11 protein-coding genes are annotated in these 14,444 nt (G+C 67.0%); 9 read left to right on the forward strand and 2 right to left on the reverse strand.

Features of this window, described 5'->3' with window-relative positions:
• Positions 1-84 precede the first annotated feature (84 nt).
• Positions 85-1,161, forward strand: a complete 1,077-nt coding sequence (locus AB6N07_RS07790) for a DUF2336 domain-containing protein (protein ID WP_370677236.1) — start codon at positions 85-87, stop codon at positions 1,159-1,161.
• A gap of 5 nt (positions 1,162-1,166) precedes the next feature.
• Here AB6N07_RS07790 and AB6N07_RS07795 read toward each other — a convergent pair whose 3' ends face one another.
• Positions 1,167-2,069 carry a LysR family transcriptional regulator gene (locus tag AB6N07_RS07795; RefSeq protein ID WP_370677237.1) on the reverse strand — a complete coding sequence of 301 codons (903 nt, stop codon included), beginning with the start codon at positions 2,067-2,069 and terminating at the stop codon, positions 1,167-1,169.
• Between the two features lie 116 nt (positions 2,070-2,185).
• Between AB6N07_RS07795 and AB6N07_RS07800 the strand changes: the two genes are divergently transcribed.
• From AB6N07_RS07800 to AB6N07_RS07835, 8 genes are all read left to right on the forward strand, one after another.
• Positions 2,186-2,875: an SDR family NAD(P)-dependent oxidoreductase gene (locus tag AB6N07_RS07800; protein ID WP_370677238.1), complete on the forward strand. Its 690-nt coding sequence runs from the start codon at positions 2,186-2,188 to the stop codon at positions 2,873-2,875.
• A 741-nt stretch (positions 2,876-3,616) separates the two neighbouring features.
• Positions 3,617-4,342: an MOSC domain-containing protein gene (locus tag AB6N07_RS07805; protein WP_370677239.1), complete on the forward strand. Its 726-nt coding sequence runs from the start codon at positions 3,617-3,619 to the stop codon at positions 4,340-4,342.
• A 395-nt stretch (positions 4,343-4,737) separates the two neighbouring features.
• A complete protein-coding gene (locus AB6N07_RS07810; protein WP_370677240.1) occupies positions 4,738-7,320 on the forward strand; it encodes a cation-translocating P-type ATPase in 2,583 nt (860 codons plus the stop codon).
• Positions 7,321-7,538: 218 nt separating this feature from the next.
• Positions 7,539-8,582: a tryptophan--tRNA ligase gene (gene trpS, locus AB6N07_RS07815; protein WP_370677241.1), complete on the forward strand. Its 1,044-nt coding sequence runs from the start codon at positions 7,539-7,541 to the stop codon at positions 8,580-8,582.
• A gap of 434 nt (positions 8,583-9,016) precedes the next feature.
• Positions 9,017-10,216 carry a low temperature requirement protein A gene (locus AB6N07_RS07820; RefSeq protein ID WP_370677242.1) on the forward strand — a complete coding sequence of 400 codons (1,200 nt, stop codon included), beginning with the start codon at positions 9,017-9,019 and terminating at the stop codon, positions 10,214-10,216.
• Between the two features lie 316 nt (positions 10,217-10,532).
• Positions 10,533-11,258: an aquaporin Z gene (gene aqpZ / locus AB6N07_RS07825; RefSeq protein ID WP_370677243.1), complete on the forward strand. Its 726-nt coding sequence runs from the start codon at positions 10,533-10,535 to the stop codon at positions 11,256-11,258.
• A gap of 153 nt (positions 11,259-11,411) precedes the next feature.
• On the forward strand, positions 11,412-12,158 hold the full coding sequence (locus tag AB6N07_RS07830) for a helix-turn-helix domain-containing protein (protein WP_370677244.1): 747 nt from the start codon (positions 11,412-11,414) through the stop codon (positions 12,156-12,158).
• Positions 12,159-12,273: 115 nt separating this feature from the next.
• Entirely contained in the window at positions 12,274-13,242 is a 969-nt protein-coding gene (locus AB6N07_RS07835; RefSeq protein ID WP_370677245.1) for a threonine dehydratase, read from the forward strand.
• Between the two features lie 14 nt (positions 13,243-13,256).
• Here the strand turns inward: AB6N07_RS07835 and AB6N07_RS07840 are convergent, their stop codons facing one another.
• Positions 13,257-14,414 carry a diguanylate cyclase domain-containing protein gene (locus AB6N07_RS07840; RefSeq protein WP_370677246.1) on the reverse strand — a complete coding sequence of 386 codons (1,158 nt, stop codon included), beginning with the start codon at positions 14,412-14,414 and terminating at the stop codon, positions 13,257-13,259.
• Positions 14,415-14,444: the final 30 nt, after the last annotated feature.

The following is a 14,444-nucleotide window of genomic DNA, read 5'->3' on the forward strand; positions in this document are numbered from 1 at the left end:
CGGACCCGGCAAGACACCGAAGCAGTCGAACCAGCATTGGTTTCCGTGGACGGCGAATGCCCCCCAAAAGGGCGATGGCACCACATGTTCGACAGATTGATTGCTCTCAGTCAGGAAAAAACCAGCGAAAAGCGCGGGGATCTGTTGATCTGGATCTCCGAGCTGTTCACCGAAGGCGCGGACAATTACACCGACGCGGAAACCAGACTGTTCGGCGACGTGCTCTGCCGGCTGGTCGATCAGGTTTCGGTGGATGTGCGGGCTCAGTTTTCCGAGCAGATGGCGCCGCTCAGCTGCACGCCGCGCGCGGTGGCGCTGCGCCTTGCCACGGACGAGGAGCTGGCAGTTTCCGGCGTGATGCTGGAGCAGTCGACGGTGTTGACCGACGCCGACCTTCGCGACATCGCCGGTTCGTTGAGCCAGGGCCACCTTCTGGCGATCACCCGGCGCAAGGGCCTCGGCGAAACGGTGACCGAGATACTGGCCGACCGTGGCGACGCGGCGGTTCTGGAAGGGGTGACCAACAACGTCACGGCGCTGTTTTCCGACTTTGGCCTCAAGCGACTGACGACGCGCGGCCTCGATTACCCCAAGGTGCTGCTGGCCCTGTCGCAGCGGGCCGACATGCCGCCCGAGCGGCTGGCGCGGGCCATGGCCTCGTTCGATGCCGAAGGGCGCGCCAAGCTGGGAAACCTCGTCGCCATGTCGCCGGATTTCGCGGTTCTCCTGGTGACCGAGGCGGCCGATATCGCCCGCCAGCGCAAGCAGGATCTCGAACGGGAGATCTCAACGCTGCTCAAGCGGATCGGGCAGGGGCTCGGCACCCTCGACGAGGCGATCGGCGGCTTTGCCCACGACGGCCGGATCGAGGCGGTGGCCGAACTGCTCACCCAGGTGGGCGGTCTAGAGGAAGCGCATATCTCCAATGTGCTCAATCATGAAAACGACTTCGGCCTCGCTGTTGTCTGCCGTAGCCTCAGAATAGGCGACAAGGCTTACCTGAGCCTGTCGCGATTGCGCGCCGCCCATCTGGGGCAGCCGGCGTCGATCGCCGAGGCCTGGGCCGGCAATTACGCCGAGATCGACCGCCCATCGGCCGACCGCGCCTTGCACTTCCACCGCATGCGCATGGCCGTGCTGAAGGCCGAGAAGACGGGCTAGCCGCCTCACGCCCGACAGACCGCCGCTACCACGCCGCGCAGCCAGCGGTGCGCCGGGTCGGCCTCCAGGCGCGGATGCCATTGGAGGGAGACGGCGATAGGCGGCGTTGCCACCGGTAGCTCGAAGCCCAGGAGATCGTGGGTGAGGGCGGCGTCGCCATGGCTGAGACAGGCGCGGGTGACCAGCGCCACAAGATCGGAACGGGCAGCGATAGCCAGCGCATCGGGAAAGCCGGGCACCACGGCGACGATGGTCCGCCTGAGGCCGAGCGCGGCGAGCGCCTCATCAACCGGTCCCTCGGCCTCGCCCCGGCGCGACACTACCACGTGGCGACAGGCGGCATAGCGTTCCGCCGTCATCGGTTCTTCCAGAAGCGGATGGCCGGCCCGCACCGCGCCGACGTAGCTGTCGCGGAACAGCAGCTGGGTGCGGATCTCCGGCGCGGCGGCGCCGACGACACCGATTTCCAGATCGATCTCCCCCTCCCGGAGCGCCGCGGCATCCTTGACCGGCTTGGGCGCAAAACGCAGCCGCGCGCCCGGCGCCGCTTCGGTGACGGCGGCGACCAGCGGCGCGGCAAACACTGCCACGAAGCCCTCGCTGGCGCAGAGGGTGAAGGTGCGATCGAGCACGGCGAGATCGAGCGCATCGCGGCGCGGGCTGAGCAGCGCCTTGGCCTCTCGGGCGACATCGTGCACCCGGCCGCTGAGTTCTCTGGCGCGCGGCGTCGGTACCAGCCCGCGCCCGGCCCGCACCAGCAGCGGATCGCCGGTGGCCGCGCGCAGGCGGGCCAGCGTGCGGCTCATGGCCGAGGCGCTGAGGCCGAGGCGACGGGCGGCGCCGGTGACGCTGCCCTCGGACAGCAAGGCGTCGAGCGCCGGGATCAGGTTGAGGTCGATGTCGTCCATGCCGGCAGGATGCCTGAGATGGCGTATGGCGCAACGGTTTTGTGCATGGCGTGCGTCTGGCGCCTCATCGATGGAAGCCACATATGCGTTCAAGGACATCCACGAAAGGCATCGCCATGACTTCCAACTCCATCCTCCTCATCGGCGCCTCGCGCGGCCTCGGCCACGCCATGGCGGCGGAGTTCGTCGCCAAAGGCTGGCACGTCACCGGCACGGTGCGCGGCGCCGACCGGACCAAGCTGCATGACCTCCGCGACCTGCACCCCGACCGCGTCGAGATCGAAGCGCTCGACATCACCCGCCCCGAGGAGATCGCCGCCCTCAAGACCCGCCTGTCCGGCCGCCGCTTCGACATGCTGTTCGTCAATGCCGGCATCACCAACGCCAACCCCTCGGAGACCATCGGCGAGACCGCGACGGAGGAGTTCATCCGGGTGATGGTGACCAACGCGCTGAGCCCGATGCGCGTGGTGGAGGGGCTCGAAGATCTCGTGTCGCCCGAGGGGCTGATCGGCGTCATGTCGTCGGGGCAGGGCAGCATCGCCAACAACCTGAAGGGCGGGCTGGAGGTCTATCGCGGCAGCAAGGCGGCGCTCAACCAGTACATGCGCGGCTACGCCGCCCGCCGGCCCGAGCGGGCGCTGGTGCTGGTGGCCCCCGGCTGGATCCGCACCGACCTCGGCGGCCCCGGCGCGCCCTTCACCATGGAAGAGACCATACCCAAGATCGTGGCGACGCTGGTGGGGCGGATGGGGGAGGTGGGGCTCAGGTATCTCGATCGCGAGGGCAAGGATGTGCCCTGGTGAGGGGAGGGATTGGGGAAGGTGAGCCCTATATCGGCCGATAGCTTCATCCTGCCTGAGGTTCCCATCACGCTGTCCTCCTCTGCGTAGGCAGAGGATCTCAGGACGAGAGGGCGCGGAGGGACGTATCAGGCGCCCGACGTGGTTGGAGCGTTATATCGGCTGGGAGCTTTATTCTGCCTGAGATCCTCTGCCTACGCAGAGGAGGACAGCTTTATATAGAGGGAACAGAGGGATAGCGCGTCGCCCTTCGTCTTGCGCCCGCTGCCATCATGCTGTCCTCCTCTGCGAAGGCAGAGGATCTCAGGACGAGAGGGCGCGGAGGGACGTATCAGGCGCTCGACGTGGTTGGAGCGCTATATCGGCCGGGAGATTCATCCTGCCTGAGATCCTCTGCCTACGCAGAGGAGGACAATTTTATATAGAGGGAACAAATGGGTAGCGCGTCGCCCGTCGTCTTGCGCCCGTTTCCATCATGCTGTCCTCCTCTGCGAAGGCAGAGGATCTCAGGACGAGAAGGCGCGGAGGGGCGTATCAGGCGCCCGAGGTTCCCATCATGCTGTCCTCCTCTGCGAAGGCAGAGGATCTCAGGACGAGAGGGCGCGGAGGGACGTATCCGGCGCCCGAGGTGCTTGGAGCGCACTATCGGCCGGGAGATTCATTCTGCCTGAGATCCTCTGCCTTCGCAGAGGAGGACAGGTTGGAGAACGTGAGGTAAGCTGCCGGCCTTGCGCGAGGATTGTCATGGCCCAGTCAGCAGATTTGCCCGCCGCCGTCCTGTCTGAAATCCGCATCGGTTCGGTGGCGGAGATCGGGCACAGCGGCATTCGCTCGGCGATCGGCAAGCGTCCGCTGGACGCGCCGGTTCGTATCGAACTCAATGGTCCCCTGGGCGACCAGCACGCCGAGCGTTTCCACGGCGGGCCTGAGAAGGCGATCCTGCACTATGACAGCGCCCACTACGCGGTCTGGCAGGCGGAGTTCGCCGATGTCGCCTCGGCTTTCCAACCGGGCGGCTTCGGCGAGAATTTCGTGGGCACCGGCCTGTCGGAGGCGACGGTCTGCGTCGGCGATTACCTGCGCGTCGGCAGCGCGCTGCTGCAGGTTTCGGAATCGCGCCAGCCGTGCTTCAAGCTCAACCACCGCTTCGGCCATCTCGGCGTTTCCCGCCGCTCGCAAGAGAGCGGCCGCACCGGCTGGTTCTACCGGGTGCTCGAACCCGGCGAGGTGGCGGCGGGCGATACCATTGCCGTGGTGGACCGGCCGCTGCCCGAGTGGCCGATCGCCCGGCTGCAGCACTACCTCTACCACCTCACGGACGACTTCGACATGGCGCGGGTGCTGAGCGAACTGCCCCACCTCTCCCCCGGCTTCCGGGCGCTGTTTGCCAAGCGCGTCGCGAGCGGCCAGGTGGAGAACTGGGAGAGCCGGCTGTCGAACGGCCCGCTGGTGAGTGGGCCGCCCGCTTAAGGGAGACCGATATCGGCGTTGCGCTTCATTCTGCCCGAGGTCCTCTGCCTGCGCAGAGGATGACAGGTAATTTATATATATTAAACAGAATGTTAGCCGATCAGGAACCTTCACATCAAGCTGTCTTCCTCTGCGGAGGCAGAGGACCTCAGGAAGGTAGGGCGGGCGGCCGATATAGGGCATCGGTTCGAACGTCGCTTGCCGGGCCGGCGGCGCGCCTCAGCCGTCCGTTGACCTCGCCTTGGGTAGTTTCCGAAGCTACCTCGCCGGTTGCCCTTCGTCTCATAGTTGCCCGCGCTGTCGAGGTGATAGTTTAGCGGCGCGATCTGGAAGCGTTTTCGGCTTCCGTTGGAGATGGGTGGACATCTCCGGTGTCCGCTCCGCGAAGGGCGACAATGACCAACATCGAACCGCGAACGGCTGCTCCAGCCGGCCTGACCGAGGATGAGGCCGCGCGCCGGTCGGCGGCCGAGGGCTTCAACGAGCTGCCGAGGGCGGAGCGCCGCACACCGCTGCGCATCATAGTCGAGGTTCTGCGCGAGCCGATGCTGGCGCTGCTGCTGGTGGGCGGTGGCGTCTATCTGCTGCTGGGCGATACGACGGAAGCGCTGGTGCTGCTCGCCTTCGCCACGCTGTCGGTGGCGATCACCGTCGTCCAGGAAAGCCGCACCGAACGGGTGCTGGAAGCGCTGCGCGATCTGACCAGCCCGCGCGCCCTGGTGATCCGGGGCGGCGAGCGGCGGCGCATTGCCGGGCGCGAGGTGGTGCGCGGCGATGTTCTGGTGCTGGTGGAGGGCGACCGCGTGCCGGCCGACGCGATCCTCCTGCAAAGCCACGATCTGGAGACCGACGAGTCGCTGCTAACAGGCGAGTCCGTGCCGGTGGCCAAGGTTGCGACCGAGGCGGCGGCGGGCGGCGAAGTGCCCCGGCCGGGCGGCGAGGCGGTAGCCCATGTGTTTTCCGGCTCGCTGGTGGTGCGTGGCAGCGCGCTGGCCGAGGTGACGGCCATCGGCGTCAAAAGCGAAATCGGCAAGATCGGCGAGTCGCTCCAGTCCGTGGAGACCGAGGCGCCCCGCCTTCAGGCCCAGACCGGGCGCCTGGTGCGGGCCTTCGCGATGGTCGGCGGCGGCGTCACCGTTCTGGTGGTGGTGCTCTACGGCACGCTGCGCGGCGGTTGGCTCGACGGCCTGCTCGCCGGCATCGCCGTGGGCATGTCGATGCTGCCGGAAGAGTTCCCGGTGGTGCTGACGGTGTTCATGGCGATGGGCGCCTGGCGGATTTCTCAGGCGCGCGTTCTCACCCGCCGCGCAGCCGCCATCGAAACCCTGGGCTCGGCCACCGTGCTGTGCACCGACAAGACCGGCACGCTGACCGAAAACCGCATGTCGATCGCCCAATTGCGGCTGCCCGACGGAACGACGGCGGCCGCCGGCCCCGACCTTTCGCAAGCCTTCCGCGCGCTGGTCGATGTCGGCGTGCTGGCCAGCGCCGAGGCGCCGACCGATCCGATGGAGAAAGCCTTTCACGACCTTGGCCGAACCCAGACCGCCGCGTCGCCGCCGCTCCCCAGCCATCTCGTCAGGGAATACGGGCTGCGGCCCGATCTTCTGGCCATGACCAACGTCTGGGCCGGGGAGCAAGAGGGCGGCGCGGCGCTGGCGGCCGCCAAGGGGGCGCCCGAGGCGATCGCCCGGCTCTGCCACTTCGACGAGGGGGCGCTGACCGCGCTGAAGGGCGAGGTGGACGCCCTGGCGGCGAGGGGATTGCGGGTGCTCGGCGTCGCCCGGGCGAGTGCCAGCGAGCCCTGGCCGGAGGACCAGTCCGGCTTTAGCTTCGAATTCCTCGGCCTGGTCGGCCTTGCCGATGGGCTGCGTGCCAGCGTGCCGGCGGCGGTTGCCGAGTGCCGCTCCGCCGGCATTTCGGTGGTGATGATCACCGGCGACTACCCGGCGACGGCGCGCGCCATCGCGGCGGCGGCCGGCATCGACACTGCCGACGTCGTCAGCGGCGGCGATCTGGAGCAGTTGGACGACGCGGCGCTGGCGGCGCGGGTGAAGACGGCGACGGTGTTCGCCCGCACCATGCCCGAGCAGAAGCTGCGCATCGTCAACGCCTTCAAGGCGGATGGCGCCGTGGTGGCCATGACCGGTGACGGCGTCAACGACGCGCCGTCGCTGAAGGCGGCGCATATCGGCATCGCCATGGGCGGGCGCGGCACCGACGTTGCCCGCGAGGCGGCCTCGATGGTTCTGCTCGACGACGATTTCGGCTCGATCGTCAAGGCGGTGCGGCTGGGGCGGCGCATCTACGACAACCTCGTCAAGGCCATGGGCTTCATCCTGGCCGTGCATGTGCCGATTGCCGGGCTGGCGCTGTTGCCGCTGCTGTTCGGCCTGCCCATCCTGTTCGGCCCGATGCACATCGCCTTCCTGGAAATGGTGATCGACCCGGTGTGCTCGCTGGTGTTCGAGGCCGAGACCGAGGAGGACGACGTGATGGCCCGGCCACCGCGCGACCCCGCCGAGCCGTTGTTCTCGCGCACCATGGTGATCTGGGGCGTGTTCCAGGGCGTGGTGGGCTTTGGCCTGGTGGCGGCGATCTATCTCATCGCGCTGTGGCGCGACACGCCGGTGGACGAGGTGCGGGCGCTGACCTTCTTCTCGCTGGTGTTCGTCATCATCGGCCTGATCCTGGTCGACCGCTCGTTCAGCTCCTCGGTGGTCATGGCGGTGCGCCGCCCCAACCGCACGCTTGTCGTCGTGCTCGTCGGTGTCACGGCGATGTTGGGCCTGACGCTCGGCTGGCCGGTGGCCCGGGAGCTGTTCCGCTTCGGCCCGCTGCACGCCAGCGACCTGGCGGTGACGGTGGGCGCCGGCGTCGCCGTGCTCCTGGTGCTGGAACTGATCAAGCCGCTGGTGCGCGCCGGGCTGAAACCGAGGAAGGCCGCCGTTGCCGGCCCAGGCAAGGCGTCAAAATGAGGGACGATGGTGGCATTTCGCCCTTGCGCCAACGGTCCGGTGGTGGCATTCCACCTGCCATGAACGACTTGGCCAACCTCAGCCGTACCACTTGGTGGCGCTCCTTCTAGGAGTGGCAGTCGTCATCTCGTGTTTGACCCTTGCCGCCGTGACGCGGCAAGATATGGACAAAATCTCCCCTCTCTTCCGATCGCGGCGGCTCCTTTTTTGGAGCACCCATGTCCAACTCACGCCTTGAAAAGCCTGTCATCCTGACCGGCGATCGCACCACCGGCCCGCTTCACCTGGGCCACTACGCCGGCTCGCTGCAAAGCCGGGTGGCGCTGCAGGCAACGCACCGGCAATTCCTGCTGCTCGCCGACCTCCAAGCGCTGACCGACAATGCCCATGACCCCGACAAGGTGCGGCGCAACGTGCTGGAGGTGGCCTTCGACTACCTCGCCGTCGGCATCGACCCCGCGCTGACCACCATCTGCGTCCAGTCGGCCCTGCCGGCGCTGGCCGAGCTGACCATGCTCTACATGAACTTCGTCACCGTCGCCCGCCTCGAGCGCAACCCGACCATCAAGACGGAGATCCAGCTGCGCGGCTTCGAGCGCGACGTGCCCGTCGGCTTCCTCTGCTACCCGGTGTCGCAGGCGGCCGACATCACGGCGTTCAAGGCCACCGTCGTGCCGGTGGGCGAGGATCAGGCGCCGCTGATCGAGCAGACCAACGAGATCGTCCGCCGGGTGAACCGCCAGATCGGCCACGACCTGCTGCCCGAAGCGGTGGCGATGATCCCCAAAGTCGGCCGCCTGCCCGGCATCGACGGCAAGGCCAAGATGAGCAAATCGCTGGGCAACGCCATTCCGCTCTCCGCCTCGGCGGACGACATCCGCGCCGCCGTCCGCCAGATGTACACCGACCCCAACCACCTCCGCGCCGCCGACCCCGGCTGCGTGGAGGGCAACGTCGTGTTCACCTATCTCGACGCCTTCTGCGAGGATGTTGGGGCGGTGGCGGACCTCAAGGCGCGTTACAGGCAAGGCGGCCTCGGCGACATGGTAGTGAAGCGCCAGTTGGAAGACGTGCTCCAAGCCCTGCTGGCGCCGATCCGCGAGAGAAGGGCGAGGTATGCGGCCGATCCGGGGTACGTTCTGGAGGTGCTGCGGCAGGGGACGGCGAAGGCGCGGGCGCGTACGGAGGAGACGCTGGGCGAGGTGAGGGCGGGGTTGGGGCTGTTCAGCTTGGATGCAGGGCAAAGCGCGGCAGCCGAATGAGGACGGGAAGGACGCGTGGGGGCGTGCTCACTCCGCGCCAAGTACCCCACTCGATACGCGGGAGATCGATATCCGCCGGCCGCCCCATCCTGCCTGAGGTCCTCTGCCTGCGCAGAGGAAGACATGATTATATATATGAAACAAATACTTAGCGTCTCATATAAATTGTCATGTCTTCCTCTGCGCAGGCAGAGGACCTCAGGCCGGATTGGGCAATCGGCGGATATAGGGTGCCAGATGGATGGCTTCCTGTTGCTCGGCACCGTGGGCGGCTGGGCCGCAAATCCCCGGCGATCCCGTTCGGCGCGCGCGGCAAGGTGGCGATCGGCCCGCCCGCCGATGCTGGCGTCTACGCAAAAACACCGATAGATTGGCCGCGAAAGGGGATCGGCCATGCAGACAATCGATGCCGAGGGCGCCTCATGGAGGGCGGCATGAGCGTCACCGACCACCCGCTGCTGCGCCGCCGCGACGGGCACCATGCCCGCGTCACCTTCGAGGAGCTGTTCTTCGACCTCGTTTACGTGTTCGCGGTCACCCAGCTCAGCCATGAGCTGTTGCATAACCTGACGCTGTCAGGCGTCATCGAAACGCTGATCCTGTGGTTCGCGGTGTGGCTCGGCTGGCAATATACCTGCTGGGTCACCAACTGGTTCGACCCGGAGACGCCGCGCATCCGCAGCGCGCTGTTCACCGTGATGCTGGCGGCCCTCATCATGTCGTCGGCTATCCCCGGCGCCTTCGGGGAGCGCGGTTTCGTGTTCGCGCTGGCCTATGTGGCGATCCAGGTGGGGCGCACCGCCTACATCGTCTGGGAACTGGGGCCCAACCATGCGCTGACGGCCAACCACCGGCGCATGCTCGGCTGGCTGTCGATCGCCGCCGTGTTCTGGATCGCTGGCGCCTTCGCCGAGGGGCCGGCGCGCATCGTGCTGTGGGCCGTCGCCGTCGCCTGCGAGTATGTATCGCCGATGATCGGCTTTTCACTGCCATGGCTCGGCCGCTCGACCACCGCCGATTGGACGATCGAGGGCGGCCACATGGCCGAGCGCTGCCAGCTGTTCGTCATCGTGGCGCTGGGGGAAACGCTGCTCGCCACCGGCGCCACTCTGGCCGAGATCGAGGTTTGGAATCCGGCGCTGCTCTCGGCCATGCTGGCCACCTTCCTCGGCACGCTGGCCATGTGGTGGCTCTATTTCGGCACGTCGAGCAAGGATGCCACCGAAGCGATCACCCATGCCGCCGACCCCGGCCGGATCGGCGCCTATTTCCACTATATCCACGCCATCCTGGTGGGTGGCATCATCGCCACCGCCGTCGGCAACGACCTGGTGATGGCCCACCCGCATGATGGGGTGAAGGTGGCTTATGCGCTGACGCTCAGCGGCGGACCGGCGATCTACCTGATGGGCAGCGCCGTTTACAAGAAGGTGGTCTACGGCGCGCTGCCCGCCTCGCATCTGGTGGCAGCGCTGGTGCTGCTGGCCCTGCTCGCCGCCGCGCCCTTCGCCGATCTCCTCACCATGGGCTGGCTGACCACCCTGGTGATGATGGGCGCCGGGCTGTGGGAAGGGCGGGTACGGAGACGGCATCGGGCCGTGACGGACGGCGCCGGGTCTGCGCCACGGGGCTGATCGGGGGCCGAGCGGGCCGTACCGCCTCGTGTCTTGGAGGTCGGCGATCCATATATCTGATTTGATTATATAGTCTCGCGCTTACGGTGGCAGCGGGAGGGTGTTGCCAGCTCCCATCCCAGGTTGTCGCGGTCGCTTGCATAAGCCGCCGAAGCTTGCGCATATTTGCGCTAGGCGATTCTACTTATCGAAGATGTGGCTCCGTTCAGTTTGGTAACCGAACGGACCCCGATGAAATCGCCCATTCTTAGGGGCCTGGCTCCGGACGGAATATGCCAGCCGGGTATCCCGCTGATGTTCTTGGAGGGGGCTATCTATGAGCGCAAAGAAATATACCGCCGAGGCGATCGGCACGTTTTGGCTGACGTTCGGCGGCTGCGGCAGCGCAGTGATTGCCGCCGGTCTGCCGAACGTGGGAATTGGCTACCTTGGCGTTTCTCTGGCCTTCGGCCTCACCGTGGTCACCATGGCCTATGCGATCGGCCATATCTCGGGTTGCCACCTCAATCCAGCGGTGACCGTGGGGTTGGCCGCCGGAGGCCGGTTCCCGGCCGGCCAAGTCATTCCCTATATCGTCGCCCAGGTGATCGGCGGGGTGATCGGCGGCGCGGTGCTCTATATCATTGCCAGCGGCAAGGCCGGCTTCGACGTCACCGGCGGCTTTGCCTCCAATGGCTACGGCGCCCATTCGCCGGGCCAATATTCGCTGCTCGCCTGCCTGGTGGCCGAGTTCGTGCTGACGGCGGTGTTCTTGTTCATCATCATGGGCGCCACGCATGGCAAGGCGCCGGCCGGCTTCGCGCCCTTGGCCATCGGGCTGGGGCTGACGCTCATCCATCTCATCAGCATCGATGTAACCAACACCTCGGTGAACCCGGCGCGCAGCACGGGCGTGGCGGTGTTTGCCGGCGGATGGGCCTTGCAGCAGCTCTGGCTGTTCTGGCTGGCACCGATCGCCGGTGGCATCTTCGGCGGGGTAACCTACCGGTGGCTCAGCTCCGAACCGCACGGCGAGATCGTTGGCTCCGTGCCGGCTGAGTGAGGGCTAAGGTCTGAGACCACCGGAATGTCGCGGGGCGGATACGTTCGCCCCGCGAAGACGGTCATTGTCCTCAACAGAGTATCTTGGCAAGATGGGCCTCTGGCCTAACTTGTCGTCGATCGCAGTGACGATCAGCGGTGTCCGGAGTCCCCCTTGAGAACCATCGCCACCCCGCATTGGCGTCTGGAGCTGTTGCCGGCTTCGCCTTACTGCGTGCGCTATGTGGTGGCGGAGAACGAGATTGGGTTTGCTTATGATTGCCAGAGCGGCGAGCATTCCATCGGCACCGATCGGCGATCGTTCTTCAAGGTGCGGGCCAATAGTCTGGCGGTGCGGGCGCGGGGCTGCGACATCTATTCCCATTCGCGCCGAGGCGGCGAGTATCTGCGGCTGATCTCCGAGGATATCGAGGTTGATCGCTCGCGCAGCGACTTCATGGACAGGGCGGCGGCCGGCATTGCCCGCCGGCTTCGGGGCCTGCTGCTCACCCATGCCGACGCGCTCGATTGCGAAGCCTTGGCGCTGGCCCTGCGGGACCGGGTCGCCGGTGTTGCCGAGGCGCGGCAGGAGCGTGTGCCCGGTTGGATGACGCCCCAACGGCTGCGCCGCGTCGATGAGCTGATCGATGCCCGGTTGTCGGAGGCCATTCTGGTTACCGATCTGGCGGCGGCGCTCGGCCTGTCGGTGCGCTACTTCTCCCGCGCCTTTCTTCAGGCGACGGGGCGGTCGCCGCGCGAGTACATCATCGAGTGCCGGCTGCGCCGCGCCCGGGTGTTGATCGAGACGACCGACCATTCACTGGCCGACATCGCGCTGGAGTGCGGCTTTTCCTCGCACGCCCATATGACATCGCAATTTGCGATGCGGGTTGGCGTCACGCCCAGCGCCCTCAGGGGCTGACCGAAAATTCTGCTGGGTTGGGCCTCTGGTTGCACGCGTGGCCATCCGTTCATGTTCGATTTTTGAAAGCCCCTGAAGGTGGCCTCCGCTAGCCTTGGCGGCACAGGAGGCTCCCATGCGGTTCACGGAAAATGACATTGAAGACGCGTTGACCATCGTGCGGCGGGTTGTTCCGCCAACTCCGGCTTATGCCTGGCCGCTGCTGGCCAAGGAGACCGGCGTCGAGGTGATCGTCAAGCACGAAAACCACACGCCGACCGGCTCGTTCAAGGCGCGCGGCGGGCTGGTGTTCGTCGATGCGCTCCGGCGCGCCGGGCTGCCCAAGGGCCTGATCACCGCCACCCGGGGCAACCATGGCCAATCGATCGCCATTGGCGCCGAGCAGGCCGGCATACCCTCGGTGATCGTCGTCCCCGAGGGCAACTCGCGCGAAAAGAACGCTGCCATGGAGGCGTTCGGCGGCGAGCTTCTGATCTCCGGGCGGGATTTCGACGCGGCGCGGCGGGTGGCGGCCAGCGAGGCGAGCCGGCGGGGATTCCTCAATGTGTCGTCGTTCAGCCGCGACATCGTGCGCGGGGTGGCGACCTATGGCTGGGAGCTGTTCTCCCAGCACCCGGATCTCGACGCCGTGTTCGTGCCGCTCGGCATGGGGTCGGGCATCTGTTCGCTGATCGCCATGCGCGATCTCCTAGGCATGAAGGCCGACATCATCGGCGTTTCGGCCGAGCGGGCGCCGGTCTATGCTGAGACGTTCCAGAACAAGCGCCGGATGATCGGCACGCAGGCCGCGACCTTCGCCGACGGCATGGCCTGCAAGGAACCGCCGGAGGAGGCGGTGGCGATCGTGCTCGCCGGGGCGGCCGATGTGGTGAGCGTCAGTGAGGACGAGATCGCCGAGGCCATCCGCTCGCTCTACAGCGCCACGCACAATGTCGCCGAAGGGGCGGGGGCGGCCGGCTATGCCGCCTTGGCGCGGCATCGCGATCGGTTCAAGGCCAAGAAAGTCGCGGTGATCCTGACCGGTGGCAATATCGATCGCGACCGCATGGCGATGGTTCTGGCCGGGCAGACACCGCCGGCCTGAAGGCAGCGCGGGCCTCAGATCGTCGGAGAGGCGTCCGCCTCGCCGGGCTCGCCGCCTCGGCTGACGCGGCACGTATTCCGCCCAGCCGCCTTGGCGTCGTAGAGCGCGGCGTCGGCCGCGCGGATCAGGTGTTCGAGCGAGGTGCCGGAGGCCGGGGAGATGGCGATGCCGGCGCTGATGGTCGCGCGGACGTCGGCGATGGTGGCGGCATCGACCGCCGCGCGCATGGTGTCGGCGATGGCCAGCGCCCCGGCCTCGCCGGTGGCCGGCAGGAACAGGATGAACTCCTCGCCGCCATGGCGGGCGAGCACGTCGCCGTCGCGGAGATGCGCGGCGAGCGCCCGCGCGATGGCTTGCAGAGCGTCGTCGCCCACCGCGTGGCCCCAGGTGTCGTTCAGCTTCTTGAAGCGGTCGGCATCGAAGACGACGATGGCGTCGCCGGCCTGAAGGTTGGCCGGCACGGCTTCGAAGAAGCAACGGCGGTTGCCGAGGCCGGTCAACGCGTCGGTGTGGGCGAGGCGGTCGAGTTTCGCCATGGTTCGTTCCATGGTGAGAATGATCACCGATAGGGCGATGGCGAACTTCAGGGCCAGGAGGAGCACGAAGCAGAGGGCGAGCGGTGGCCAGAATGTGCCGGTTGCGAACTCGGTGGCCATCATCAGGCTGTCGGCGCCCGTCGCGGCGAAGGCCAGCGCCACGATCCTGCGGCCGGCCAGCGGCTCGGTCCTGCCGTCGCGGTAGAAGACCCAGGCCGCCGTCAGCATCGCCACGGCGGAGGTGCCGTTGAACACCATGGCGCGCAGCCAGTTGATGGTGTGGAAGCCCGTCAATATGCCGGCGGCCACCGTGACAAGCGGCGGCAGCAGCACGATCCAGAGCGGGCGGATCGGCCTGCGGCGGCTGAGCTCCATCGCTCCGGCCAGGAATAGCGCGTAGGCGAGCGTGCCGAGCGAAACGTTGGCAAGGCTGCGCGCCGCGTAAAGCGGATTACCAAACTCGGCGTTGCTGGCCATCAAGGCGCCGAGGGCCAGCACGAGAAAGCCAACGGCGATGATCTCGGCACCGGCCGCGTCCGGCGAGCGGTAGCGCGCATAGCCAAGCGCCATGGCCCCGGCGAGGTAGGAGGCCTGAAGCACGAAGAGAATGGTCGGCAGGTCGAGCGCGATGGTCATTGGCCGGTTCGTCAATCTGATTGACGATCC

It is taken from the genome of Pleomorphomonas sp. PLEO, from assembly GCF_041320595.1.
Classification (GTDB): Bacteria; Pseudomonadota; Alphaproteobacteria; order Rhizobiales; family Pleomorphomonadaceae; genus Pleomorphomonas.

Coding starts and splice junctions, on each gene's coding strand:
- AB6N07_RS07790 (WP_370677236.1), top strand. CDS start 85: ATGTTCGACAGATTGATTGCTCTCAGTCAGGAAAAAACCAGCGAAAAG.
- AB6N07_RS07795 (WP_370677237.1), bottom strand. CDS start 2,069: ATGGACGACATCGACCTCAACCTGATCCCGGCGCTCGACGCCTTGCTG.
- AB6N07_RS07800 (WP_370677238.1), top strand. CDS start 2,186: ATGACTTCCAACTCCATCCTCCTCATCGGCGCCTCGCGCGGCCTCGGC.
- AB6N07_RS07805 (WP_370677239.1), top strand. CDS start 3,617: ATGGCCCAGTCAGCAGATTTGCCCGCCGCCGTCCTGTCTGAAATCCGC.
- AB6N07_RS07810 (WP_370677240.1), top strand. CDS start 4,738: ATGACCAACATCGAACCGCGAACGGCTGCTCCAGCCGGCCTGACCGAG.
- trpS (WP_370677241.1), top strand. CDS start 7,539: ATGTCCAACTCACGCCTTGAAAAGCCTGTCATCCTGACCGGCGATCGC.
- AB6N07_RS07820 (WP_370677242.1), top strand. CDS start 9,017: ATGAGCGTCACCGACCACCCGCTGCTGCGCCGCCGCGACGGGCACCAT.
- aqpZ (WP_370677243.1), top strand. CDS start 10,533: ATGAGCGCAAAGAAATATACCGCCGAGGCGATCGGCACGTTTTGGCTG.
- AB6N07_RS07835 (WP_370677245.1), top strand. CDS start 12,274: ATGCGGTTCACGGAAAATGACATTGAAGACGCGTTGACCATCGTGCGG.
- AB6N07_RS07840 (WP_370677246.1), bottom strand. CDS start 14,414: ATGACCATCGCGCTCGACCTGCCGACCATTCTCTTCGTGCTTCAGGCC.